Source organism: Spongiibacter pelagi (assembly GCF_014705705.1).
Lineage (GTDB): Bacteria > Pseudomonadota > Gammaproteobacteria > Pseudomonadales > Spongiibacteraceae > Spongiibacter > Spongiibacter pelagi.
In genome coordinates this window covers 547,887-573,565 of the sequence record NZ_JACXLD010000001.1, presented here as the reverse complement: position 1 = coordinate 573,565, position 25,679 = coordinate 547,887, and the positions used below count along the sequence as shown (strand labels likewise).

26 protein-coding genes are annotated in these 25,679 nt (G+C 52.6%); 4 read left to right on the top strand and 22 right to left on the bottom strand.

Going from position 1 to position 25,679, the window contains the following annotated elements:
• Nucleotides 1–58 precede the first annotated feature (58 nt).
• The gene (rsgA, locus tag IB286_RS02685; protein WP_190762164.1) at nucleotides 59–1,069 is read left to right on the top strand and encodes a small ribosomal subunit biogenesis GTPase RsgA; all 1,011 of its coding nucleotides are present in this window, start codon (nucleotides 59–61) and stop codon (nucleotides 1,067–1,069) included.
• A gap of 148 nt (nucleotides 1,070–1,217) precedes the next feature.
• Nucleotides 1,218–2,081 (top strand): archaetidylserine decarboxylase, encoded by an 864-nt coding sequence (asd, locus tag IB286_RS02680; protein ID WP_190762163.1) that lies wholly within the window; start codon nucleotides 1,218–1,220, stop codon nucleotides 2,079–2,081.
• A 51-nt stretch (nucleotides 2,082–2,132) separates the two neighbouring features.
• On the opposite strand, the gene IB286_RS02675 is transcribed toward asd, so the two are convergent.
• From IB286_RS02675 to IB286_RS02605, 15 genes are all read right to left on the bottom strand, one after another.
• Nucleotides 2,133–2,624 carry a hypothetical protein gene (locus IB286_RS02675; RefSeq protein ID WP_190762162.1) on the bottom strand — a complete coding sequence of 164 codons (492 nt, stop codon included), beginning with the start codon at nucleotides 2,622–2,624 and terminating at the stop codon, nucleotides 2,133–2,135.
• Nucleotides 2,625–2,740: 116 nt separating this feature from the next.
• Nucleotides 2,741–6,142: a transglutaminase family protein gene (locus IB286_RS02670; protein ID WP_190762160.1), complete on the bottom strand. Its 3,402-nt coding sequence runs from the start codon at nucleotides 6,140–6,142 to the stop codon at nucleotides 2,741–2,743.
• Nucleotides 6,143–6,393: 251 nt separating this feature from the next.
• Nucleotides 6,394–6,888, bottom strand: a complete 495-nt coding sequence (locus tag IB286_RS02665) for a nitroreductase family deazaflavin-dependent oxidoreductase (protein ID WP_317889679.1) — start codon at nucleotides 6,886–6,888, stop codon at nucleotides 6,394–6,396.
• A gap of 14 nt (nucleotides 6,889–6,902) precedes the next feature.
• Nucleotides 6,903–7,298, bottom strand: a complete 396-nt coding sequence (locus IB286_RS02660; RefSeq protein ID WP_190762158.1) for a hypothetical protein — start codon at nucleotides 7,296–7,298, stop codon at nucleotides 6,903–6,905.
• Nucleotides 7,299–7,409: 111 nt separating this feature from the next.
• Nucleotides 7,410–7,868 carry a hypothetical protein gene (locus tag IB286_RS02655; protein WP_190762156.1) on the bottom strand — a complete coding sequence of 153 codons (459 nt, stop codon included), beginning with the start codon at nucleotides 7,866–7,868 and terminating at the stop codon, nucleotides 7,410–7,412.
• Between the two features lie 136 nt (nucleotides 7,869–8,004).
• Nucleotides 8,005–9,378, bottom strand: coding sequence for a tetratricopeptide repeat protein (locus tag IB286_RS02650; protein WP_190762154.1), 1,374 nt, complete (start codon nucleotides 9,376–9,378; stop codon nucleotides 8,005–8,007).
• Nucleotides 9,378–9,983 carry an energy transducer TonB gene (locus IB286_RS02645; RefSeq protein ID WP_190762153.1) on the bottom strand — a complete coding sequence of 202 codons (606 nt, stop codon included), beginning with the start codon at nucleotides 9,981–9,983 and terminating at the stop codon, nucleotides 9,378–9,380. Before IB286_RS02645 ends, IB286_RS02650 begins: the two co-directional genes overlap by 1 nt.
• Nucleotides 9,984–9,988: 5 nt before the next feature.
• Nucleotides 9,989–10,393: an ExbD/TolR family protein gene (locus tag IB286_RS02640; protein ID WP_190762152.1), complete on the bottom strand. Its 405-nt coding sequence runs from the start codon at nucleotides 10,391–10,393 to the stop codon at nucleotides 9,989–9,991.
• A gap of 10 nt (nucleotides 10,394–10,403) precedes the next feature.
• A complete protein-coding gene (locus IB286_RS02635; protein ID WP_190762151.1) occupies nucleotides 10,404–10,931 on the bottom strand; it encodes a MotA/TolQ/ExbB proton channel family protein in 528 nt (175 codons plus the stop codon).
• Between the two features lie 6 nt (nucleotides 10,932–10,937).
• On the bottom strand, nucleotides 10,938–12,323 hold the full coding sequence (locus IB286_RS02630) for a MotA/TolQ/ExbB proton channel family protein (protein WP_190762150.1): 1,386 nt from the start codon (nucleotides 12,321–12,323) through the stop codon (nucleotides 10,938–10,940).
• Nucleotides 12,323–13,159, bottom strand: coding sequence for a DUF3450 domain-containing protein (locus IB286_RS02625; RefSeq protein WP_190762149.1), 837 nt, complete (start codon nucleotides 13,157–13,159; stop codon nucleotides 12,323–12,325). Before IB286_RS02625 ends, IB286_RS02630 begins: the two co-directional genes overlap by 1 nt.
• Before the next feature lie 267 nt (nucleotides 13,160–13,426).
• Complete coding sequence (locus tag IB286_RS02620) at nucleotides 13,427–13,942, bottom strand: dihydrofolate reductase (protein WP_190762147.1); 516 nt, start codon at nucleotides 13,940–13,942, stop codon at nucleotides 13,427–13,429.
• Between the two features lie 3 nt (nucleotides 13,943–13,945).
• Nucleotides 13,946–14,785, bottom strand: coding sequence for a thymidylate synthase (locus tag IB286_RS02615; RefSeq protein ID WP_190762146.1), 840 nt, complete (start codon nucleotides 14,783–14,785; stop codon nucleotides 13,946–13,948).
• 1 nt (nucleotide 14,786) lies between these two features.
• Complete coding sequence (gene lgt / locus IB286_RS02610; RefSeq protein WP_190762143.1) at nucleotides 14,787–15,587, bottom strand: prolipoprotein diacylglyceryl transferase; 801 nt, start codon at nucleotides 15,585–15,587, stop codon at nucleotides 14,787–14,789.
• Nucleotides 15,587–16,381, bottom strand: a complete 795-nt coding sequence (locus IB286_RS02605) for a sulfite exporter TauE/SafE family protein (protein WP_190762137.1) — start codon at nucleotides 16,379–16,381, stop codon at nucleotides 15,587–15,589. Before IB286_RS02605 ends, lgt begins: the two co-directional genes overlap by 1 nt.
• A 30-nt stretch (nucleotides 16,382–16,411) precedes the next feature.
• On the opposite strand from IB286_RS02605, the gene IB286_RS02600 reads away from it, so the two are divergent.
• Nucleotides 16,412–17,227, top strand: coding sequence for an NRDE family protein (locus IB286_RS02600; RefSeq protein ID WP_190762136.1), 816 nt, complete (start codon nucleotides 16,412–16,414; stop codon nucleotides 17,225–17,227).
• 19 nt (nucleotides 17,228–17,246) lie between these two features.
• Here the strand turns inward: IB286_RS02600 and ptsP are convergent, their stop codons facing one another.
• Both ptsP and rppH read right to left on the bottom strand, forming a co-directional pair.
• Entirely contained in the window at nucleotides 17,247–19,514 is a 2,268-nt protein-coding gene (gene ptsP / locus IB286_RS02595) for a phosphoenolpyruvate--protein phosphotransferase (protein ID WP_223826052.1), read from the bottom strand.
• Nucleotides 19,511–20,017 (bottom strand): RNA pyrophosphohydrolase, encoded by a 507-nt coding sequence (gene rppH, locus IB286_RS02590; RefSeq protein WP_190762123.1) that lies wholly within the window; start codon nucleotides 20,015–20,017, stop codon nucleotides 19,511–19,513. The genes ptsP and rppH overlap by 4 nt, the downstream gene beginning before the upstream one ends.
• 97 nt (nucleotides 20,018–20,114) lie before the next feature.
• Between rppH and IB286_RS02585 the strand changes: the two genes are divergently transcribed.
• Nucleotides 20,115–20,828, top strand: a complete 714-nt coding sequence (locus IB286_RS02585) for a histidinol-phosphatase (protein WP_450097553.1) — start codon at nucleotides 20,115–20,117, stop codon at nucleotides 20,826–20,828.
• 21 nt (nucleotides 20,829–20,849) lie between these two features.
• Here IB286_RS02585 and gcvH read toward each other — a convergent pair whose 3' ends face one another.
• Genes gcvH through IB286_RS02560 form a run of 5 tightly spaced genes read right to left on the bottom strand, consistent with a single transcriptional unit; the run spans nucleotide 20,850 to nucleotide 25,678 of the window.
• Nucleotides 20,850–21,236, bottom strand: coding sequence for a glycine cleavage system protein GcvH (gene gcvH / locus IB286_RS02580; protein ID WP_190762122.1), 387 nt, complete (start codon nucleotides 21,234–21,236; stop codon nucleotides 20,850–20,852).
• Nucleotides 21,237–21,295: 59 nt separating this feature from the next.
• Nucleotides 21,296–22,507 carry a UbiH/UbiF/VisC/COQ6 family ubiquinone biosynthesis hydroxylase gene (locus tag IB286_RS02575; RefSeq protein WP_190762120.1) on the bottom strand — a complete coding sequence of 404 codons (1,212 nt, stop codon included), beginning with the start codon at nucleotides 22,505–22,507 and terminating at the stop codon, nucleotides 21,296–21,298.
• Nucleotides 22,504–23,763, bottom strand: coding sequence for a 2-octaprenyl-6-methoxyphenyl hydroxylase (gene ubiH / locus IB286_RS02570; protein WP_190762116.1), 1,260 nt, complete (start codon nucleotides 23,761–23,763; stop codon nucleotides 22,504–22,506). The genes IB286_RS02575 and ubiH overlap by 4 nt, the downstream gene beginning before the upstream one ends.
• Nucleotides 23,756–25,072 carry a Xaa-Pro aminopeptidase gene (gene pepP, locus IB286_RS02565; RefSeq protein ID WP_190762114.1) on the bottom strand — a complete coding sequence of 439 codons (1,317 nt, stop codon included), beginning with the start codon at nucleotides 25,070–25,072 and terminating at the stop codon, nucleotides 23,756–23,758. Before pepP ends, ubiH begins: the two co-directional genes overlap by 8 nt.
• A 24-nt stretch (nucleotides 25,073–25,096) precedes the next feature.
• Nucleotides 25,097–25,678: a UPF0149 family protein gene (locus IB286_RS02560; RefSeq protein ID WP_190762113.1), complete on the bottom strand. Its 582-nt coding sequence runs from the start codon at nucleotides 25,676–25,678 to the stop codon at nucleotides 25,097–25,099.
• Between the last annotated feature and the right edge of the window lies 1 nt (nucleotide 25,679).

The following is a 25,679-nucleotide window of genomic DNA, read 5'->3' as shown; positions in this document are numbered from 1 at the left end:
CAGTTCATCGGTTAAGATAGCGCCATTGTTTGAAGTTTGGATGACGACAGCTCCGCAAATGAGCAAACGCAAAATTAGCCGACAACAGCGCTGGCGCATTGAAAAAATCCAGCAGGAACGCAGCGAACGCGCCGCAAAGCGCGATGCTGCCTTGGACTCCAGCCTTGGCGACGGCTCTCTCGGCCCAGAACAAGAAGGGCTGGTTGTTAGCCATTTCGGCCAGCAAGTTGAAGTAGAAGGACAAGACGGTCAGCGTCAGCGCTGCCATGTGCGCAGTAATATTGAAGCGCTGGTAACCGGCGACAGCGTGGTCTGGCAGGCCGGCAACCCTACCGGCGTAATTGTGGCCCGCCAAACCAGACGATCTCTGCTGGAGCGCCCAGATAATTTCAATCGCCTAAAACCGGTGGCCGCCAATATCGACCGCATTGTGATTGTGTTTGCCGTTGAACCCGAGGCCCACGCCAATCTGATTGACCGCTATCTGGTCGCCGCTGAGACCGTAGGGATTCCCCCCCTGCTGCTACTAAACAAAGCTGACCTCATCGATTCTGAGCGGCATCAGAAATTACTCGCCATGTGCGAGCGCTACCAAGCTATCGGCTACCCATTAATTCAAGCCTCCAAACATACCGAGCATGGCTTGGATGACCTTAGTAACACGCTGAACGACCATATCAGCGTATTTGTTGGGCAATCTGGCGTAGGTAAGTCCTCACTGATTAACTGTTTACTGCCCGGCACTGACACTCGGGTTGGCGAACTCTCCGAAGCCACTGCCAAAGGCCGGCACACCACCACTACTGCCCGGCTATTTCATTTTCCCGCCGGCGGCAGTCTGATCGACTCGCCGGGAATTCGAGAATTCGCACTGTGGAATTTAGATCGCGAGGCCATTAGCCAAGGCTTTATCGAGTTTCGCCCCTACTTGGGACTATGCCGTTTCCGCGACTGCCGCCACGAACAAGAGCCGGGCTGCGCACTTTTAGAAGCGGCCGAACAGGGCAAGATATTTCCCGAGCGCTTATTCAGCTATCGGCAGATTATTGCCAGCATTAGCGAAAACTAATCGCCCTGCGCGGCAAAACTAATCGAGCTGCGCGACGGCACTTTTTACGAGTGGGGAAAACTACCCAGCCCATCGAACTCCAGTTACACTCTCCGCAATATCGGGCCACCCCAATTTATTGAACACCCAAAAAACAGGGAATTTGGTTTTGAAAATCGTCTTTATTATTGTCCAGTATCTTCTGCCCCAGCACCTGCTCTCGCGACTGGTTGGCAAACTTGCGGAAGCTCGCCTGCCGTGGCTAAAAAATCTGCTGATCAAGCAGTTTATCAAAGCCTATGACGTGCAAATGGAAGAGGCACAAGAGTCTGACGCCGAGTCCTACGCTAACTTTAACGCTTTCTTTACCCGCGCACTGCGCGATGGTGTGCGCCCACTGGCGGAAGGCAACTTGCTAGCCTGCCCCGCCGACGGCGCCATTAGCCAGCTTGGCGACATTAAGGCCGGACGGATTTTTCAAGCCAAGGGCCAAGACTACAGCTTGCTGAAATTGCTCGGCGGCGACAAAGCTCTTGAGGCGGAGTTTCTTGGCGGCAGCTTTGCCACTATTTATCTCTCGCCCAAGGATTATCACCGCGTACATATGCCCGTTAACGGCAAGCTGCGCAGCATGCACTATATTCCCGGCCAACTGTTCTCGGTTAACACCACGACCGCAGAAAATGTAAATGATCTGTTCGCCCGCAATGAGCGCGCCGTATGTGTATTCGATACCGAGCACGGCCCCATGGCGATGATTTTGGTTGGCGCGATGATTGTGGCGGGAATTGAAACCGTGTGGGAAGGTCAGGTCGCACCACTTGAGCGCCGCGTTCGGGTGACTGATTACGACCAGCCCGCGCCAATAGTTGAGCTGAAAAAAGGCGAAGAAATGGGACGCTTTAAACTCGGCTCCACCGTGATTTTGTTATTTGGTCAGGACAAAATCGAGTGGCTGGATAAATTCGAGGCCGGTACGCCGACGCGTTTAGGTGAAGCACTGGCTCAACCCACTGCCATAGCAGAAGATTAATTCCGCGAACTTGCTATTACGGATCGCTAATTAATGTCGCGCTTAGCCGCGTTAATTAGTGATTCGCTCCGCTGCATTGTCTGACAAATACTGCGTATTCACTGCACGGCCATCGCCGCCTTGCCGCAGATATTGATCGCTATCTACCCAGCCTTTTTCAGTATAAAAACCCCAGCGCCGAATTTTCGGCCCAGTTAAAAACAGGGTCAGGCTGTCGTTGCTGCGCAAGTCCAAACGGTGTGGCGCTCGGCTCATACGGCCGGTCACTGTCCCTTCTTTTAATACCCGGTGACGCTTGGGCAAGGTCTCGTCAATCTCGCCGCGCAACACAATCGAGCAATTAAACAACCATGGGTGATCGTGCAGATGGGTGTCAGGGTCATTGCCCTGCACATGGTGTAGATACACATTGAACAGCGGGTTTTTCGGCAGCACATGCCAGCGAGTCAGGTATTCAACACCAATCACTTTGCTTGGGGTGCGAGCGCTAATATCAGCGGCGCGGCGTTTGAGAAAATTCAGAACGGGAAGGGGCAATTTCATGTGGTGCTAAACGACTCTTGCTGTTGTTATCTTTACCGGCACTGCGAGGCATTTTCACACCCCGGCAGCGCCCGGAAAAGTAACAAATCTGTCGTGTTTACACCAGTTGTATTTATTCAGCCGATCCAATTGGCTTGGCGACGCAAATCAAGGGTATGTGGATATTCACCCGGCGACTCTTCCGGCGGCGGCGCCATCGGCCGCGCTGGGCTGACGAAGACTTCACGCAGGGCATCCATATCGGGCCTTGGCGTGAACGGCCCCGGTGTATAGCTAGTGGTATCGTAGCGATTAATGCGCCGCGACTCCGCCTCAAAAGCATTTACCGGGAAGGTCTCATAACTGCGACCGCCGGGATGGGACACATGATAGGTACAGCCGCCAATTGAGCGGCCATTCCAGGTATCGATCAAATCAAATACCAAAGGGGTATGCACGCCCATTGTGGGGTGTAGCGCAGACGGCGGCGCCCATGCGCGATAACGCACACCCGCCACATACTCACCGTGCTTGCCAGTATTGCGCAGCGGCACACGGCGGCCATTACAGGCGAGAACATAACGGCTATCGGTCAGCCCACTCACTCGCACTTGCAAACGCTCCACCGAGGAATCCACATAGCGCGAGGTGCCAAAGCTACCGATTTCTTCACCTAGCACGTGCCAAGGCTCAATCGCCCAGCGCAACTCAATCTCGATGTCGTCGATTGTGGTGCGGCCATAATGTGGGAAGCGGAACTCCTCAAAGGGCAGCAGCCAGTCACTATCAAAATCCAAGCCGTGGGCGCGCAGATCCGCCACCACTTCTTTAATGTCCGCCCAAATATAGTGCGGCAGCATAAATTTATCGTGCAGTGATGTCCCCCAGCGAACAAGGGGCTTGCGGTAAGGCTCTTTCCAAAAGCGCGCTACCAGTGCACGAATCAACAACACCTGCACCAAAGACATGCGCGCATGGGGCGGCATTTCGAATCCGCGAAACTCTAGTAAACCTAAGCGACCGGTCGCGCTTCCCGGCGCATAGAGTTTGTCGATACAAAACTCAGCGCGGTGGGTATTACCGGTCACATCAATCAGCAGGTTGCGCATCAGGCGGTCAATCAACCAGGGCTGATCACTTAAACCCTCTGGCATTTGTTGGAAAGCGATTTCCATTTCGTAGAGCATTTCGTCCCGACCTTCATCACAGCGCGGCGCTTGACTGGTCGGGCCGATAAAGGCGCTGGAAAACAGGTAAGAAAGACTGGGATGGTGCTGCCAGTAACTCACCAAGCTGCGCAGTAAATCCGGACGCCGCAAAATCGGGCTGTCCGCTGGCGATGCCCCGCCCAAGGTAATATGGTTGCCGCCACCAGTGCCGGTGTGGCGGCCATCGAGCATAAATTTTTCGGTGCCGAGTCGAGATTCACGCGCCGCTTTATAAAGCTCTTCCGTATTGGCAACCAGCTCTTTCCAATTATTTGCTGGATGAATATTTACCTCGATAACACCGGGATCTGGCGTAACCAGCAATTTTTGCAGGCGAGGATCGCGCGGTGGCTCATAGCCTTCAATAATCAACGGCGCATCAAAATCAGCGGCCAGATCTTCCAGCACAGTCAGCACCGCCACATAGTGTTCTAAGGCATAAAAAGGCGGCATAAAGATATGCAGCTTGCCATCGCGCGGCTCAATACACAGCGCCGTACGAATCACATACTGCGATGAAGATTTGCGCGATGTTTGTGGCGCTGCAGTTTGAGGAGTAACCGTTTGCCCGCCTGACATTGCAGAAGAATAGCCAGACATGCCCGGCGCCACATCCATATGCGCCTGACCATCGCGATAAACTTCACGCGTTTTTAGCGGCTCTCTCGGCTCAAAGGGATCGCGCTCGGGCGGATACTCTTCCTCGACCGTTGTGGCAAGGTCGCCCAGTGGCAAACGCAAGCCCATGGGGGAATCCCCCGGCGTCAAAATCAGGCGTTCGCGCTTCACCTTCCAGCGTGAGCTTTGCCAGCTTTGAGAAAAGTAATTCCACTCCAGCGGCAATATAAATCCGGTGGGATTTTCGATGCCCTTTTCCAACAAACGAGACAGACGACGACGCCCTAAATCGCCCTTCATTTTAGCTGCGAGCAAATCGATATTTGGCGGCACCTTTTGCTCTTGCAGCAAGTAGTACAGGCCATCCTCATAAGCGGGCTGGGCATAGCGCGCCTCAACGCCGAGCTTGGCGCATAAGGCCTTGGAAAAGCGCTTAGCCATAACAATGTCGTGGCCGTAATTTTGATCTACCCGCGCCAAAAGATTTGGGCGACTCCACAAGGCTTCGCCATCAGTACGCCAGAACAAGCCCAGCGCCCAACGCGGCACTTCCTCACCGGGATACCATTTTCCTTGTCCGTAATGCAGCAAACCCTTGGGCGCAAAATGATCGCGCATTCGTAATAACAAGGTTTTCGCTAGCCGTAATTTTTCAGCCCCCAGCGCTTCGGTATTCCACTGAGCGGATTCCATATCATCTATCGAAACAAAGGTGGGCTCGCCGCCCATGGTCAGGCGAACGTCGTTGGCCTGCAAAACCTTGTCGATGGATTCGCCCAGCTTAAGAATATCGGCCCACTGCTGATCGCTGTAAGGTTTGGTCACGCGTGGATCTTCGTGAACCCGCGTTACCTCGTTGGAATAATCGAAATCGACTTCACACTCATCGGTAAAGCCTTCGATCGGCGCGGCAGAAATCGGGTCTGGCGTACAAGCCAGTGGGATATGCCCTTCGCCAGCAAACAGGCCCGAGGTGGGGTCTAAGCCGACCCAACCGGCACCAGGCAAATACACTTCGCACCACGCGTGCAGGTCGGTGAAGTCTTGCTCTGGCCCACTGGGGCCGTCCAAACTTTTTTCATCCGCAGTAAGCTGTACGAGATAGCCGGAAGCAAAGCGTGCCGCCAGCCCAAGATGACGGAATAATTGGACAATCAGCCATGCCGAATCCCGGCATGAGCCCTTGGCCAATTCCAGCGTTTCTTCGGGGTCTTGCACGCCCGGCTCAAAACGCAGGCTGTATTCAATGGCTTTTTCAACGGTTTGGTTGGCCCGCACCAGAAAATCGATGATATGTTTTTCCGGCTTTTTCAGCTCGGCCAACATTTTTTTAAACAGCGGCCCCTGGGTTTGTTTTTCCAGATAGGGCCCTAATTCCTTACGCAGTTGCTTGGGGTATTTAAAGGGGAAGGCTTCCGCATATTCCTCAACAAAAAAGTCGAAGGGATTAATGACGGTTAACTCGGCAATAACCTCAACTTCTACACTGAATTCGCGGGTCTTCTCCGGAAACACCAACCGAGCAAGATAATTGCCAAAGGCATCCTGTTGCCAGTTAAGAAAATGACCTTCAGGCTTTACCTTCATGCTGTAGCTATGGATCGGCGTGCGACTATGCGGCGCCGGGCGCAGACGAACAACATGGGGGGAAAGTGTCACATCACGATCAAAGCTGTAATAGGTGTTGTGATTTATCGCCACCCGAATACTCATACCTACTCCTAGTAACCACGCGCCCAGATTTTGTCAGACCGGCAATCTTAGCCTGCCAACGTGGGAAAATTATGACATTAATTCAATTTTGTCGGATGAAATTTGCTGCTGCGTAATTTTTGCAGACACATTCCATATGCACCCGTACTGCTCCTGTATTCTTTTTTTACACAAGCACAAATTGGGCCACTGGAATGGCTAGATGAATTAAGCTAGGAACTTATTTTACGCAGCGTCGTACATCGCGCTTACTAGGCAAGAGGTTCGCAGATAAAAACGGGGATATCACGATCGGTTCGGGCCTGATACTCATCAAAGTCTTCATAAACACCAACCAATACAGGCCAGACTTCTTTCTTTTCTTCAGGCGTTGCCAAGCGAGCTTGATAGGTTCTGCGCCCGCCCTCGGCAAGAATTTCCACCAATGGATTCGCTTTCACGTTGTAATACCAAACGGGGTGTTTGCTCATTCCCCCTTTGGAAGCCACTAAAATTTTATTGTCGCCCCAATTAATATCTATCAGGGCGATTTCCCTCTTCTTACCGGTTTTTGCGCCCGTCGTCGTCACCACACAAATTGGCGCTTTACCCAAAAAGGTCTTCATTAAGCGCCCACCACTGGCCTTGAAAACCCAGATATTCAGCTTGGTGGCCCAGCGCAGAATCGGCTGTACCATTCGCTCTTCACGCTGACTGATCGCCCGCACGTCTTCGCGTTTCTTACCAACGTAATCAAACTTAGCCACACCACACCTCTTTATTATTCTGAAAAATAGACATCGAAACGGAAGTTGAGCGCATAGGCGGACTTCCACGCATTCTCCCGGTCGTAATAAAGCTCCGGGCTCACGGCAAAAAACACCCAGTCTTCATGCACTTTTTGATAAAAATTAAGCTGACTGAAATAGCGATCAGCCTGCCCCCCGTTTTGACTAGAGTAAATCGCGCCAAGACGAAAATCCCGTGACCACTTCTCATTTATTTTTCGGTGCACTGTGAACAACTGGAGATTGCTAAAGTAGTTATTTCTATCCTGAAACTCCAGCGAATTCAGATAACTTAAATTGGTACGCTCATTCACTTGGCGAACCAGCCTGAGTTCAGAAGTTTCTTCCCAGCCGTTATCGTGAAAGTAGGCGAATTCTTGGTTAAACACTGGCAGCCAACCGGCGTGTTCATTGTATTTTCTTTGAAATCTTAACCGAGTGTAGGGAACCAATGACGAGCGCAATTTTGCCCCCACCCGCATTGAACGCTTCCATTGATGTCAAGGACTTTGCGGTGCCAACTCTAAACCCGCCACCGAACCATCCCGCCGAACACGCTCACCGGATGACAGACTACTGCTTCTTTCTGACACATCAGACTCGCTGTCTGGGTCACTGCTAAAGAACAGCTTCAGTCGTTGTTCGGTATTCGGCAAATCCACCTTGGCACGCAGCCTGACATCGCTTTGCTGCTCACCGACTTTAAGGAAGCTCTGCCGCAACTGTAATTTTAAATAACTACGATTGTCCTCTGGGCTAACTGGCTCATCGGGACTGCCAGACAAGTAGTGGTCGATATTCTCCGCGAAGCCCACCCAGCGGGTCGACCACACATCGCGCATAGTCTCAGCGGCATTCCATGTGCGCGTTAATGCGCCCTGCTCGTTGAGCTCTTCCGCAAACAGAGGCTGACCTAAATATAAGAAGCTGACTGCTGTCAGAAAAATCCATCTCTTCAAACATTCCCCCGGCTCATTAACTGGCTTTTATTTTTTAACTATAGCTGTCTCTATTGTTTTCTCAAAAACAAGCCGAAAACAAAAAAGGCGCCAAAAGGCGCCTTAGTCATAAATACATTAAACCAGAAGTTTAAGATCAGCCGTCAGCCAGTGCGGCTTGGCGAGCCAGCTCGCGATCCATAAAGGTCATCCACTGCTTGGCATAATCTTTAGTACTGTCACTTTTCAGCGCTTCTTTAAACGCTTTCTTAGCACCATCGTACTTTTTCAGATTATATCGAGCCATACCCAAGACAAGGAAAGCTTGCTCCGGACGCTTGAGGCCACCTTTTTTGAAGGCATTCTCCAGCGCATCTTCCGCTTTTTCAAACTCATCATTGTCGAGGTAGATGTTACCCAAACGAGACCACAGCTCACCCTTATCGGATTTCGCCGCCGCTTTTTCCATTTCTGGAATCGCTTTCTTCACTTCTTGCGCCTGGCGCCAAGCATTACCTAGCAGCTCAAGGTTTTTAGAAGTTGAAGGGATAGTCCCATCTTTAATGCCTTTATCCAGCACTTTGGCAGCCTTGTAAGGCACTTCCTGTGACAGGAACAGATACGCCATATTGATCTGTTCTTTGTCGCCAGTCAGCAGGCCTTGCTCGTAAGCAGCTTCCATCGCAGCGGTTGCATCTGAGTCACGCTTTTTCTCGTTGTACATCGCCGAGAGTTGCAACCAGTAGGCTTTCTTCTGGTAGTGCTTCATCGACTCTTCGAGAATCGCAATCACCTTATCGATGTTGTTTTTCTCGTAGTACAGATAACGCTGCAGACCCCACCATTGCTCTTTAGGTACTTTGCCGCGGCTTTGATAATCATCAATGGCCACTTCAATGTATTTAAGTGCTTTGGTCAAATCTTTGAGCTGGTAGTAACCCTGCGCCAGCAGTGCGTAAGCATTGGCACCCGGATCTTCACCCAAATCTTTCTTGGCTTTAAACCATTCCAGCAGGGTTTTAACACCGCCGTTGTAATCTTCTTTTACAAAGTACAACTGAGCGATGGTGAACTTGGTGTTCAGCTCCATGGCCTCAGGAATATCTGGCTGTTTTACAACATTCAGATAGGCCTTCAATGCATTGTCGTAATCTTCAATGGTGAAGTAAACGAACGCATAGAGGTTGTAGAGGTTAGCTAGCTCATAGCTGTTCAGCGCATTTTTACCGGAAGTGTCACGCAGATCATTAAGAAGCTTAATAGCATCTTTATAGCGTTTCTCTTCTGCGGCAACCTGCGCTTCATTCAGCTTTTCAAAGACTTTTGCGCGAATCGCTGGTGTACGGCGAGTGCTTCTCTTGGGCTTGGCATCTTCGGCTGCCTGAGCAATACCGACGCTGCTACCCATTACAGGAGACAGCGCGGTGCTTACCAATGGCAGCGCGAAGGTTACCGCCGCACCCAGAGCGATGGAACAAACCATACTGGCCAGCACTGGACGCGATTTTTTCGTGTACAAGTGATCGGACATTATTTTTCCAACTCGTAGGTGAAGCGGTTCTGGATGCCTGGAACCTCAATTGGCTCACCGTCCACAACACGCGGTTTATATTTAAATTTCGCAGCGGCTTTAACAGAAGCACTTTCGAAATAGCCCGGCGGTTGACACTCACCCTCAACTGGCATGATGTCGCGCGTAGTACCTGATTTAGTTACGGTGTACTGAACAGTACAGTAACCGGTGATACCGCGGCTCTGTGCCCGACGTGGGTAAATAGGAGCAACCTTAACAATTGGCAGATATTCACCGTCAGAGGCTGACAAACCGCCTGCTGTATTGGTCATATCCAACGCTTGTGCTGGCGCCATATTCACTGCCTCCAGATCCGGGTTGATGTCTTCCATCTCCGGCTGTTCCATATCTGGTGGCGGCTCTTCCGGCTGCTTGGGTTTCTCGGGTTTAGAGTCCCGCATTGCCTCAATTTTGGTGTCCGGCATCTGAATATCGGCCAACTTGGTCCGGGGCTTGTCGTCCAGGGTTTTGTCAGCTGACTCGATCAGATATGGCATGATGATGAACAGCGCTGCTGTCACCACAAATGCCAGTGCGGCACCGATCAGAAGTCGAATATTCATATCGATTAGTTATCTTCAGTAGCCAATGAAACGTCGTATACCCCAGCCGCGCGGCTGGAATCCAAAACCGAAACCACTGTTTCAGTATTCGAGGCTTTATCAGCCTGAATAACCACAGCACCTTTCGGGTTTTCAGCGTGCATACGCTCGACAACGGAGCGAACAGCGCGCTTGTCTACACGGCGCTTGTCGATCCAGATTTCATTGGTACCAGTAACTGCAATCAGAATATTGACGTTTTCTTTCTTGCTCGAGGTGGATGCCTCGGGACGGTTAACCTCAACGCCCGCTTCTTTAATAAAAGACGCCGTGACGATAAAGAAGATCAACATGATAAATACCACGTCGAGCATCGGCGTCAGGTCGATTTCGCCGGAGGATTCCTCGGCTCCTTTGCTGTGCTTTCTCATGCTTTTTCTCTTAGTGATCGGTTGTCAGATGGTCTTCCAGAAGCTCGGTCTCGCGGCTAGCAATACTGGTGATATAAGTATTGATAAACACGCCCGACAGAGCTGCAACCATACCCGCCATTGTCGGGATTGTTGCTTTGGAAACACCGCCAGCCATGGATTTGGCGTCACCGCCACCTGTTACCGCCATGATGTTAAATACTTCAATCATACCGGTTACCGTACCGAGCAGACCCAGCAGCGGACAAAGCGCTACCATGGTCTGAATCATCGGCAGATTCGCTTGGATTTTCAGAGAAGCCTCTGAAATCAGCTTTTCGCGAATCTGGTGCGCATTCCAGGATTTACGCTCTGAGCGTGCCTCCCAAGTGTTTACTGCGCTACTTACGTCTTTACCAAGGCCGAACTTGTAATACCAAACTCTCTCAAGAGCTAGAGTCCACATGACGAAGGTGAGGCCGGCGATGGCCCAGAGCACATCGCCACCTGCATCCATGAATCGCCGAATGATCTCAACCCATTCATTGATTTGGTACATCGCTTATTACCCCGCGCGTCCTTCAGTGTGCTCGGCAATGATGCCGGTGGACTGCTCGTCCAGAACGTGCAGGATTTTCTTAGCGCGACCGCTCACGAAGGTGTGCAGCAGTACAGTTGGGATCGCTACGATCAGACCCAGTACTGTAGTTACCAGTGCACCAGAGATACCACCTGCCATTGCTTTTGGATCACCCGCACCAAAGATGGTGATTGCCTGGAAGGTGATGATCATACCGGTTACGGTACCCAGCAGACCCAGTAGCGGTGCAACCGCAGCAATGATCTTCAGCAGGTTCAAAGAACGCTCAAGACGTGGCGTTTCTTTCAGGATCGCTTCAGACAGTTTCAGCTCCAGAGTTTCGGAATCCATGCTTGGATTCTCTTCGTGTACTTTCAGTACGCGACCCAGAGAGTTGTTGTCCATCGCTTTGCTGCTCTTAAGCTGCTTGTTCACTTTCATGTCTTCGATAGACAGAACGATCAAGCGCCATACCGCGATCAGCATAGACAGCACACCAACGGCAGTGATTACGTAACCAACCACACCACCTTGGTGCCAACGCTCTTCCAGAGTTGGGCTGTCGATCAGCGCCGCCAGGTAAGAACCACCAGTAGGACCTGTTGGGTCAACACCGAAAGCCGCATTGCCTGAGCCGGTTTGAGCCAGTTCTTCCGCCCAACCCATGTATGGGCCAGATGGCTGACGAGCCAGTACTTGCAGAGAGCCGTTTTCTGGGCTGTAGCGCAGGTATTCACCGTCGGCGTTAACCAGGTTGAAGGTACCTACACGAACAACGTCCTGTTCGCTCTTCTCACCGCCAGCGCTAGTTACTGCAGTGCGGAATTTAACAACGCGACCAGACTCGGTCATTTCACGCTGCAGTTCGAACCAAATACGCTCGATCTCTTCAATGCTTGGCAGCTCTTCAGCACCAGACATTTTTTCGATCAGGCTGTCGATGAAATCACCACGGCCAGGATACTGAACGCTGATCAGCGAGTTTTGGAAGTTAGAACGCAGGTCGCCCGCAGTAGAAGTCAGGTGACCAAACAGTTCAGTCAGGGTACCCAGACGCTCTTTAAGCTGACGAGATTTTTCGTTAATAACAGATTCGTTCTCTTCAAACTGCTTTTCCAGAGTTGCAGAACGCTTCTCTTCAGCAGCCAGTGTGTTCTTGCCTTGGTTCAGCATTGCTTGCTGATCAGCACGAGCACTGATGAAACGCTGCTCACGGGCTTTAGCTTCGCGCAGGTCTTTAACGTGACCTTGCTTCACCAGCTCCAGCAGCTCATCCAGAGACTTGGCTTCTTGCGCCATCAAAGGAGCAGAGGCCATTGCGATTGTGCCACCAATTGCGAAAACGGCGGCTTTCAAAAAATTACGTTTCATTACTTAGCAGCCTCCGGAGCCGAAACTGGGAGTTTCATGATATCGATAGACGCTTGCTTACGAGCAATGCGCAGACCTTTTTGGATCGCGCCGCGGTAATCACCGGCATCCAGTTCAACCCACTGACGCTGACCTTGGTCCCAAGCACCTGAGTGCTCGCCGTCAGTTGTTTGATACAGCAGACCAATGCGGCCGATACGCAGGAAGTTCACGTTGCGCTCAGCGCCATCAACCATTGCTACACCTTCGTAGCTGTCGATTTTGCGGCCGTATTCGTTTTCGATTTTGTAAGCTTCCAAAACCTGGCGGAATTTCTCCGCGATGCTCAGGTCGGAGCGCTCCATGTTGCTCATCAGGAATTCAATGCGCTCTTCACGCTCTTCCTTGTGGAAAGGCACGTCCAGCTCAACGAACTGTTGCAGACCGTCGATCATGCGCTGCAGCAGCGGGTCGATTTGACGCTGGATAACAGTGGCTTCAGCAACTGACTTTTCCAGGCCGGCAATACGGCGAACCTGGTTAGAGATTTGCTTTTCCAAACGGGCGTTGTACACGCGCAGACCGTCAACCTGCTTCATCACAGTTTTGTAGTCTTGCAACAGGTCGCCAGTTTCAGCAGCCAGGCGGTCGATACGCACTTGAGACTTTTTAGCGTCTGCGGTGCGGCGCTCACCCACTTTGATCACGTGGCTTACGGGAACAAGTGGCTTAGCGGGTTGTGCTGCTTCGGCAGCCGGAGCAGCTTGCTGCTCAGCGGCGAAAGCAGACGATCCAGCCAATACGCCGGCAGTCGCAGTGACTGCAAGCGCGATTGTTTTCAATCGATGCATTTTCATGGGAATCGCTTTTCCTATTTGGGACGTTTTAGTGAAAGCAAAGCTTATTATCTTCTCTTAGCCGTACGGCAGGCGATGCCGTGCTTTCATACAGCGGGTGCTATTTTAAGCACGGGCATTTAGAAGAATCAACGAGAAAGCTAAATGTTTTGTAATATAATATTTAAGCTTGGCTCTGTTACCAATGTGTGAAATATGGTTACAGGATCGTGCGAAAAACCAGCCCGACCCACTGAGAACCCTTTCACAAATTTGTTTTCAGACTTGTTATGTAGGATTTCGTTCCAGTGTCACGAAACAATACTTTGGCGCTCCATCATCGCCGGAGTTGTAACACTCTCGAGAAGACTCCATCCATTGTGCTAAATCCAGCTCTGGATAATGGGCATCTCCCTCAAGGGGATAATCCACTTCGGTGAGGTAGAGCCGCTGACAGAGCGGAAGGCTTTCAGCGTAGATTTGCGCACCGCCAATCACCATCACCTCATCTAACCCAGCCTGCTCTGCAAACTCACTCGCAAGCTCAAGCGCGGCACCGAGTGAAGCGCAAACGTGAGCACCCTCAGCAACAAAATCTGACTGCCGGGTAATCACAATATTTTCGCGGCCGGGCAATGGCCGCCCCAAGGACTCCCAGGTTTTGCGCCCCATCACAATCGGCTTGCCGAGCGTGGTTTTTTTGAAATGCTGCAAATCTGCAGGCAGATGCCAAGGCAGGCGATTTTCAATACCAATCACCCGCTGGTGGTTCATGGCAACAATTTGACAGATCGTGACCGCCATAACTTAAATCGCTATCGGCGCTTTTATCGCCGGATAAGGGTCGTAGTTTTCGAACTCAAAATCGTCGAAGTCGTAATCGAACACCGAATCCGGACGCCTTTTTATTTTGAGCGTTGGCCGTGCGCGCGGCTCACGCCGCAACTGCTCTTCCACAATATCGTCGGTCAAATGGTTGAGGTAAAGATGACAGTCACCAAAGGTGTGCACAAAATCCCCCACACCAAGATCGCACTGCTGGGCAATCATATGGGTAAGCAGCGCATAGCTGGCAATATTAAATGGCACGCCCAGAAACAGATCGGCACTGCGCTGGTAGAGCTGACAACTCAGCTTGCCCTCGGCAACATAAAACTGAAAAAGCGTATGACAAGGCGGCAGCGCCGCACGGCCCGCACGCACATTGTCCTGCGGACTGATCGACTCATTCGGCAAGTCTGCGGGATTCCACGCATTTACCAGTAGGCGGCGCGAATCCGGTTTGCGACGAATCATGTCCACCACTTCGGTAATCTGGTCGATGGTGCTGCCATCAGGGCAAGCCCAGCTCCGCCACTGCTTGCCGTAAATTGGCCCTAAATCGCCATTCTCCAGCGCCCATTCATCCCAGATGGTCACGCCGCGTTCACGCAGCCAGTTATTGTCGCAACTGCCGTTCAGAAACCAGAGCAACTCATAAATAATACTGCGCAGATGAACCTTCTTGGTGGTCAGCAGCGGAAAACCTTCGTTCAGATCAAAACGCAGCTGGCGACCAAACACCGAGCGCGTACCCACGCCCGTGCGATCGCCCTTATCAACGCCATTGTCTCTGACGTCTTTCAATAAATTCAGATATTGCTGCATTTCACACTCTCGCTTGTTTCGCTTCACGGCGGTAAGCATAAATCATCAGTGCCGCCCCCGCGATAATCATTGGCAGCGACAGTTCCTGCCCGCGCGTCATCCAGCCAAAAGCATCAATGCCAATATGGGCATCTGGCTCGCGCACAAATTCAACCAGGAATCGGAAGCAGCCATAACACAGACCAAACAATCCTGATGTCGCCAGCAAAGGACGCGGCTTGCGGGTGTAAAAATAGAGAATCAAAAACAGCAGCAAGCCTTCCAGCGCCGCTTGATACAACTGCGAGGGGTGACGCGCCAACTGCATGGGATCACGCGGAAACAACATACCGTACCAAGCATCAGTCGGGCGCCCCCACAACTCCTGCCCAATAAAGTTACCAATTCGTCCCAGTCCCAAACCGATGGGCACCAGTGGCGCAATAAAATCCCACACCGCGAACATCGGCTGGCCAATTTTGCGCGCAAACAGCCACATGGCAATCATTACGCCAAGCAAACCACCGTGGAAAGCCATGCCACCTTCCCAGATGCGAAACAGCCACAGCGGGTCGTCTAAAAACTGACCGAAGTTATAAAAAATCACATAGCCGGCACGACCGCCGAGAATCACTCCCATGGCCCCGTAAAAAATCAGATCATCGATCTGCTCTTCTTTAACCGGGCTCCACGGTTTACGCGTGCGCATCTTGCCCAAATACCACGCGGCCAGAAAGCCGCCTAAATACATCAAGCCATACCAGTGAATCGCCAGCGGCCCAAGCTCTACCGCGACCGGATCAATATTGGGGTGATGCAACATTAGAACAGGGCTCCATAGAAAAGATAACAAGCGACAACGAACTGAAAGACCGCAAAGCTACGCTTAAGTTTTGCGCCAGACAAACCCTGCGCCAACTTAGCGCCAATACGCGCAAAGGGCGTACTCAATAACACAATGCCTAAAAATCCCGGCCAAAACACATAGCCCGTTGTCCACGCGGGTAAATCTGGATGACCGTAACCCGCCACCATATTGCTGATCGCACCGACAATGGCAATGGGTAAACCGCAGGCCGCCGAGGTCGCCACCGCCGCCTGCATGCGCACATTACACCAACTCAAAAACGGCACCGTAAGTGAACCACCGCCGATACCAAACAGCGCAGAAAGAAAACCTATACCGCTGCCGGTGGCAGACAACGCCGCCTTACCGGGTAAGTTTCTGCCCCCGTGCGCCGTCACGCCAAACCACATTTGCAAAGCGATCAGAAACGCAAATATCGCAAATACTAATTTCAGCCAACTACCTGACATTTGGCTGGCCACCGCCACACCAAGCATCACACCCAATGCAATGCCCGGCGCCAAAAAGCGCCACGTCTGCCAATCGACATTGCCCAGTTTGTGGTGCGTACGCACCGAACTAATTGACGTCATCACAATGGTTGCCAGCGATGTACCTACCGCCATATGCACAGCAACGGTGTCACCCACCCCTTGCAAGGCAAAACAGTAGATCAGCCCGGGCACTATGATCATGCCGCCGCCAATACCAAAGACACCGGCCGTTAAACCCGCAAAAACGCCCAATGCCAAATAAATAAGAAGGAACATGGCCAGCCCAGTTTTTCAAAGCTTGCTATTATGACGGCAGAAACGGGAAAACCAAACGCAAATAAAAAGACCATGTGCCTGATTTTTCTTTCTTGGCAGCAAGACTCAACACGCCCCCTTATTGTCGCCGCCAATCGTGACGAATTCTTTGCGCGGCCAACATTAGCCGCCCACTTTTGGCATGATCAGCCCGAGATTCTCGGCGGCCGCGATCAAGAATACGGTGGCAGTTGGCTGGCGATTCAGCGCAATGGACGCTTTGCGGCGGTGACCAATCTGCGAGAAGTTCCAGCCGAGGGCGAACGCAGCCGCGGACAGCTCGTGCAAGATTTTTTACTCAGCCAACAAGACAGCGCCGCTTTTCTCGCCGAGCTAGAGCCGGAAAAAAACGACTATCGCCCGTTTAATCTCGCGGTATGCGACGGCCACACTCTTGCCTATAGCAATAATATTGCGGCGGGCTTCAAGACTCTTGAGCGCGGCCAATACGTACTCGGCAATATCGCCCTCACTCAGCAAAACCCCAAAACCCAGCTTGCACAGCGCGATTTGGCCAAACTTTCAGGCAGCACCTATAGCCGTGAAGCACTCTTTTCCATGTTGATGGACGACACCATAACCACACAGTCGGAAGACGATTTCGACCGAGTGCTGTCTACACGCTTTGTGCGCAGCCCCGAATACGGCACCCGCTCAAGTTGCGTGGTGTTTCAGCACCGCGACGGTCGACAGGAGTTTTGGGAGAGAAATTACGGCAACGAGCAACGGCCTTTAGCCACCCATTATTTTTCATTGAGCGAGGGCGGCGAAATTATTGCCGAAGCTATTACCAAGGAAGACGGCTAATAAAAGGAATTAACCGCTGTTAAGAAACCGGCTGCAGCAGGCGTTCAACGCCGGCATCCACCATGGCCGCCTTAAGAATGGTGCGCACCTGATCTGAGGTTTCCGCCTCCATCGCCTTTTCCAATAGCGCTTGGCTATCGGCAATTTTGGCACTGCGAATCACGGCTTTAACCCGCAACAGGCTATTGTCGTTCATCGACAACATATCAAAGCCCATCGCCATCAACAGCAGCGCGGCACCGGGATCACCAGCCAGCTCGCCACAAATCCCCACCGGCTTGCCTTCCGCATGAGCCGCTTCAACTACCGTGTAAAGACTGCTCAGCACCGCCGGGTGATAAGCATGATAAAGATCGGCAACGCGGGTATTGTTGCGATCCACCGCCAACAAATATTGGGTCAGGTCATTGCTGCCCACTGAGAGAAAATCGACTCGCCGCGCTAATTGCCGCGCCTGACTTACCGCCGCCGGCACCTCAACCATAACGCCAATGGGTGGCAAACTGATATCCCAACCATCTTCGACCAACTCATCGTAAGCTCGACGCGCCAAGCGCAGGGCTTCATCCACCTCTTCCACATTGCTAATCATCGGCAACATGATGCGCAGATTATTCAGGCCCTCACTGGCCTTTAGCATGGCCCGCACCTGAACCAAAAAGATTTCGGGGTGATCGAGGGTAACGCGAATTCCACGCCAGCCCAGAAAGGGGTTTTCCTCTTCAATCGGAAAGTAAGGCAAGGCCTTATCGCCGCCAATATCCAAGGTGCGCATAGTAACGGGCAACGGCGCGAAGGCCAAAAGCTGTTCGCGATAAATTTGCCGCTGCTCCTCTTCCGAGGGGAAACGCTCACGCAGTAAGAAGGGAATTTCAGTACGATACAGCCCCACGCCTTCAGCACCGCGATCCAACGAGCGCGCCACATCGGCCATCAAACCGGTGTTGACCCACAGCGGCATACGGTGGCCGTCTAAAGTTTCGCAGGGCAAATCACGCAGACTTTCCAGCCCGCGATTAAGCTGCTGATCTTCTTCGCAGATAACCCGAAAATGCTCGAAGACATCTGGCGAGGGGTTGTAATAAACGCTGCCGCTGTAGCCATCGACAATCAAATTGGCATCGTCAATTTGGGTGTAGGGCAGGTCGCTGGCACCCATCACAGTGGGAATACCCATGGCCCGCGCCAAAATAGCAACGTGCGAGTTACTTGAGCCCTTAACCGACACCAAGCCAACCAGCTTTTCCCGAGGCACCTCACCCAACACGGAGGCGGTCAACTCATCGCCACAGAGAATGGTATTGTCCGGATATTCAGCAGATTCCACTTCGGTATCGGCCTGTAAATAGCCCAGCACACGACGACCTAGATCCTTAATATCCGTCGCCCGGTCGCGGAAGTATTCATCTTCCATGGTTTCAAAAGCATTGACGTGAGCCAGCACCACCTGACTCAAGGCGCCCTGCGCCCACTCGCCCAAGCGGATTTTATTGATGACCTCAGAAACCCAGTGGCCGTCATCCAAAATACGCAGGTATACATCGAACAGCGCTAGCTCCTCAGAGGAAAGCTGGCCCTGCAATTTGCTGCTCAGGTCTCGAACATCATCGCGCACCGAACACAGCGCCGACTTAAAGCGTTCGACCTCCGCTTCTGGATCGTCGATTTGCCGACGCGGCACCGAGGACAATTCCGCCGCCGGCACAACCACCACCGCCTGCCCAATCGCCACACCTGGGGCACCGGCAATCCCCTTAAAAACAGCGGTTTTTGCCGGAGCACCGGCATCTGCAGTAATCGACCCGGTCACGCGGGCATGAGCAATAACCCCGGCCAGCTGGGCCGACATGGTTACTAGAAACGCTTCTTCATCTTCGTTGAAACGGCGGCTATCTTTCTGCTGAACAACCAGAACGCCCAAAACACCGCGCTGATGAATTATCGGCGCGCCGAGAAAAGAGTGGTAATGCTCTTCACCAATACCGGGTAAAAATAGGAAGTTGGGATGGCTCTCGGCATTATCCAAGTTCAACGGCTCTTCACGCCGCGCCACCAGACCAACCAGACCTTCGTTTGCGCCCAGACTGATCTTGCCAATCAAATCCGGATTCAAACCGCGGTTCGCCATAAAAATAAGGCGCTTGGTTTCCGGGTCTTGCAGGTACACCGTACACACTTCGGTACCCATTACCTCGGCAACCCGGTGAACAATAATATTCAGTGCCGCCTGCAGATCTTTTGCTGCATTAACCGCTTGAACTATGGAACGCAGCTCAGAGAGAATCATCCGCCCGCTCCCGGCAGATGGTCTTTAACCAAGCGCGCCTGCCGAGGCGCCAGCTCTTTCATAGCCCGGCGATAAACTTCACGCTTAAAAGACACCACTTGGCCCAAGGGGTACCAGTAACTCACCCACTGCCAGTGATCAAACTCGGGCTTATCGCCGCGATCAAAATTGATTTTGCCTTCATCACCGCGCATCTGCAGCAGAAACCATTTCTGTTTTTGACCAATGCAAAGGGGTTTATTGCCGTGACGAACTAATCTTTGCGGCAAGCGGTAGCGCAACCAGCCACGGGTGCAGGCCAGAACATCGACATCGGCCTGCTCAAGCCCCACTTCTTCGTAAAGCTCGCGATAGAGCGCGTCTTCGGGCGACTCACCGTCGTTTATCCCTCCTTGGGGAAACTGCCAGGCATCCTGACCCACGCGTCGAGCCCAAAGAACTTGGCCATGCGCGTTGGCGATAACGATACCGACATTCGGGCGGAATCCATCCGAATCAATCACTTGCTCACCTATGAAATCATTCTTCTAATTTATTAGCTGCCGGAACACCGCCAGTTTTTCTTATTGTTCCACAATTTCTGCAAGCTGGGAATTCGAGATGCAAATGCAAAACAGCGCGGGTATAGTTGCCGGTTTTCACGCTGTGACGGAATTCACCATGGCCTTGGCTATTTTCGACTTAGACAACACCCTGCTGGCGGGCGATAGCGACCACGCATGGGGCGAGTTTTTAATCACTCAAGGCTTGGTTGACCCGGTTGAACACAAGCAGCAAAACGACGAGTTCTACCGCCAATATCAACAGGGCGGGCTAGATATCATCGCCTATCTCCGCTTTGCCTTGCGGGTACTTACCGGCAAATCCCCGGCGGAATTAGCGCCACTGCACCAGCGCTTTATGCAGGATTTTATCGAACCGATGAAACTCGCCAAAGCTCAGGCATTGATTGAAAAGCACCGTCAGGCCGGCGATATCTTAATGGTTATTACCGCCACCAATCGCTTTGTTACCGAGCCCATTGTTAAGAGTTTGGGCATTAACCTGCTGCTGGCCTGCGACGCTGAAATTAAAGACGGGAAATATACCGGCGAGCCCTGCGGCCTACCCACTTTTCAGCACGGTAAAGTCACGCGCCTGAATGAGTGGCTGGCAGAGAACAATGAAACATTGGCGGGAAGTTATTTTTACAGCGATTCTCACAATGATTTACCGCTGTTGCAGCAGGTAGAGAATCCAGTAGCCGTAGACCCAGACGACACGCTCCGCCAATTTGCGGAGCAGGCCGGGTGGCCGGTGATCAGCCTAAGATAAGCATCACCGACCTACGCGAATTTAGTCTTCGCACTGAGCGTCGTAATCTTCGGCGCTCAACAGTTCGTCCAACTCATCCAAGTTGCTTGGCTTAATACGGAAGAACCAGCCGTCGCTGTAAGGATATTCATTGACGGTTTCTGGCGACTCTTCCAGCTCTTCGTTCACCGCAATGATCTCACCAGAAACCGGCGCGTAAATATCGGAAGCCGCTTTTACTGATTCAACCACAGCGGCTTCATCGCCTGCAGAACACTCTGTGCCCACCTCGGGCAGTTCCACAAACACCACATCACCCAAGGCATTTTGCGCGTGATCGGTAATACCTACCGTCACAGTGCCATCTTCCTCGACACGTGCCCATTCGTGGCTGCTAGCGTATTTCAATTCGCTGGGGGTATTGCTCATGGAGCTGTCCTCAAAAGTAGAAATTTAACCGGCGCATTTTAACCGCCGGCCGGGCCGGCTTAAAGCCCCATCGCCTTACTGATTAGCTGTCGTTTTACCGGAGTTAGAGTATTTAAGGCCCGCATACCGACATTGCGCATGATTTTAAGGGGCATTAACGATGATTCAAACAAATTCTGAAAGCCTTCCATCGCCGCCATCATCGCCAAATTATCGCCCTTGCGGCGGCGCTGATAACGACCCAACATATCGGCATCAAAACAGGAGCCGCCTTTAGCAAGCACCCTAGCTAGCTCATCGGCCAGCGCCTGCACATCGGCAAAACCCAAATTAATTCCTTGGCCCGCCAGCGGATGAATGGTGTGAGCCGCATCGCCCACCAATACCACGCGCCCTCGGCAATAATCCACCGCATGTCGCTGCCGCAGCGGAAAACAAATGCGCTTACCCGAAGCCACTACCGACCCCAACCGAGCTTCAAAATGCCGCGCTAACGCCTGATTAAACTCGGCCTCGCTCAGCCCCATTAATTGCTCGGCAAAATCCGGCTGCGCCGACCACACAATAGAGCAGTAAACACGGCGATTCGCCGCATCTGGCAAGGGTAAAAATGCCAGCGGCCCCTCGGGTAAAAACCGCTGCCAGGCGGTGTTGTGGTGAGGTTTTGTCGTTTCTACCGTGGTAACAATTGCCCGGTGGCGATAATCCCACTCTCGGGTGGCAAAACCGGCCCACTCACGAATGCGCGAATTGGCCCCATCTGCCGCCACCACTAAATCCGCCCGCAACTGGCGACCATCTTCCAAACTCAGAACGGCGCCGTCGCCCTGCTCGGTTAACCCCACTAATGGCTGACCGAACAAACACTGCACTCGACCCTGCTCACGCAGGCGATTCATCAGCGCTGCGGTAATCAGACGATTTTCAACGATATGCCCAAGTTGCTCACGATTCACTTCCGATGCAGAAAAATGGATGCGCCCGGTGCCCTCGCCATCCCACACATCCATATCGGTATAAGCGCAACTGCGGCGCGATTGGATTTCGGACCACACGCCGAGCGTTTCCAGCAACTGCCGGGAAGCTTCTGTGATCGCACTGACGCGACCATCGTAGTCGAGCACACTTTCTTCTAGTGGCGGCCAGCCTTCACGGACAGATTGCGCTTCAAGCAAAGCAATACGAATGGGCAGTTCACTACAGGCTAGCGCCAGCGCCGCACCGGCCATGCCGCCGCCAACAATCACCATATCGAATTGCTGCTGACTCATGACGACACCCTGCCTTGCTGAGAAGGCTGCACAATTCCCGCAGCCCGCTGTGTAAATTGATTTTTGAGCGCCGGACTGCCATCGAGCATCACTAAACCCAAATTGCGCAACACGCTAAGCAAGGGCTTGCGATTACCAAACACCTTGGTCAAACGATCGGAAAACATGGTAGTTAGCCACTGATCACCTCGCTGACGCTCAGCGTAATCTTGTAAAACCGAAAGCTCACCCAGATTTTTACCGACCAACTTGGCTTGCGCCAGCACGACCGCAAGCGCGTCTGCATCGCGCAGAGCCAAATTAAACCCCTGCCCGGCGACCGGATGCAAAAAGTGCGCGGCATTGCCCATCACCACAACTTGGCGGCGCACCTGCTCTTCTGCCTCGGTTAAACGCAGCGGATACAATCCGCGCTGCCCAACATGGACCAGCTTGCCCAAGCGATAACCGAACTGCTCCTGCAAACGCGCGAGAAATTCACTATCCGACCAGCCCATCACCTCAGCCTCTTTAGCCTCGGCAAAGGTCCAAACCAAGGCCGAGCGGGAGCGACCTTGCTCGTCTGGCGTTAGCGGTAACATCGCCAACGGCCCCGCCTCGGTAAAGCGCTCAAAGGCCATACCGCCATGTGGGCGCTCGGTAGCGATATTGGCGATCACTGCAATCTGGTGATAATTATCGACCTTAGCGTGAATACCCAATTGCTGGCGCAAGCCGGATTCGGCACCATCAGCGACAACCAATAGCTGCGCACGGCGCGATTCCTTTCGTTCACCAAGGTCCAACTCAATATCTACACCATCGGCATTGATGACGGCATTTAGCACTTTTGCAGGCGCGATAAAGCTCACTGCTGCGCGCTGCCTAACCTCATTGAGCAAAACATTGCCCAGCCACGCGTTCTCAACCACATGCCCCAGCGCGGGCCAGTTGAGCAATTCTTTTTCCATCAATACGCTGCCAAAATGGCCGCGATCAGAAACATGGATTTTGTTGATATCACAAAGGTGCTGAGCGAGTGCGGGCCACACGCCCAAGGCCTGATAAATATTCCGTGAGCCGAACGACAGCGCCGTTGAACGAGCATCAAAACTGGGGCGATATTGCGGCGCTGATTGATCATTAGGCGGCAGCGGGAAACTCTCCACCACCGCAATGTTCAAACGCCCGCCACTGTGATGATCCAGACACAGCGCTAAGCTGATACCGACCATGCCGCCACCGGCGATCAGAATATCGTAATCCCAATCAGCCATGGGCCATTAACGCCTCAATTTCAGAGATCGACTTGGGCACGTCCTCGGTGAGAATTTCACAGTCACCCTTGCGCACCACCACATCATCCTCAATACGGATGCCAATGCCGCGCCAGCGCGCCTCGACATCTTTATTGTCTGGCGCCACATAAATACCCGGCTCAACGGTCATAACCATATTGGATTCCAGCACCCGCCACTGACCACCAACTTTGTAGTCGCCAACGTCGTGCACATCCATACCCAACCAGTGACCGGCGCGATGCATATAGAACGGGCGATAGGCTTCGGTTTCGATCAGGGCGTTTAACTCACCCTGCAATAAACCCAAATCCAGTAAACCCTGCGTGATCACCTTTACCGTTGCCTCATGAGGGTCGTTCCAGTGATTACCGGGACGAATCACTTCAAAAGCCGCCGACTGGGCCGCCAACACCACTTCATACAAGGCTTGCTGTTCTTTTGAGAAACGCCCATTCACCGGGAAGGTTCGAGTAATATCCGCCGCGTAACCGTGCAATTCACAGCCCGCGTCAATCAAGACTAAATCGCCATCGCGCAACTGATCACGGTTTTCAACATAGTGCAAAATACAGCCGTTGGCACCGCCGCCGACAATCGAACTATAGGCCGGAAAACGGGCGCCCGCCATCGCAAACTCGTGTTGGATTTCCGCCTCTAGCTGATATTCATACACGCCGGGCTTGCAATAACGCATCGCACGGCTGTGCGCACGGGCAGAAATTTGCCCCGCCTGTCGCATAATTTTTAATTCAGCCGCACTCTTAAATAAGCGCATATCGTGCAGCAGGTGATCGAGGTCGAGAAACTCCCCCGGCGGTTGCGCGCCACTGCGCACCTTGGAGCGAATCACATTCACCCACTGCATCACATGCTGATCAAACTCAGCGTGACGCCCCATTGCATAATAAAGACGCTGCCGCCCCTCGATCAGGCCCGGCAGAATTTCATCAATATCATCAATCGGGAAGGCATCATCAGCACCGTATTTTGAACAGGCCCCTTCTGGCCCAGCACGATAGCCATTCCACAGCTCCATTGCCGGATCGCGATCGCGACAAAACAAAATAAACTCACCCGCCGACCGGCCCGGCAATAACACAAGCACCGCATCGGGTTCGTCAAAACCGCTTAAATAATAGAAGTCACTGTCTTGCCGAAAGGCATATTCCGAATCGCGGCTGCGTACCGTCATACCTGCCGAAGGCACAATGGCAATGCTGTCGGATTCCATAAGTGCCATCAATTGCTGACGGCGGCGCTGATATTCCTGCTTGGTGATACTCATCAATAACTCGGCTGTAAGGTATTTTTAATGCAGACGCCCAGAGGCCGGCTGCTGCGCAGAGAGGTCGACACACTCCGCATAAATGGTCATGGTGACAACGCGCAAATACTCGCAGATTGCAAAAAAGTCTTGCTCGCCCTGCTCATCACCCGCTTCATCTTCAGATATCTGCGCGATGGCGGCAATATCTCCCAGCGCCTCGGTTAATTCATCGGAATATTTGCTGGAGCCCTTTTCCGCCAAACGCTGCTTACCGGCCATGGCAAAGCCAGTCAGAAATCCTTGGCACCACTGCCCCAAACTGGCCAAACGCAGGCCCAGCTCAAACTCCTCGCCGGGCAGCAACAACAAAAAGTCCATATTATTGCTGGTTAAATCCTGCTTTACCGAACTGTAAACCCGATACAACTCCACCGCCTGCTCGGGGTTGGGCTGCTCGCAATCCAGCAGCTCCATACAATGCTGCGGCCACGCTTCTTCGGCAATCGTTTTACCCCCTGCGGCCACATACCCCGAGGCGTAACCGTGCAACTCCGCCGGCGGCGACAATGCCCCCAAGGCGAGAAAAATATCTGCCAGCCCGTCGTGATCCAACTGCTGCGCCATT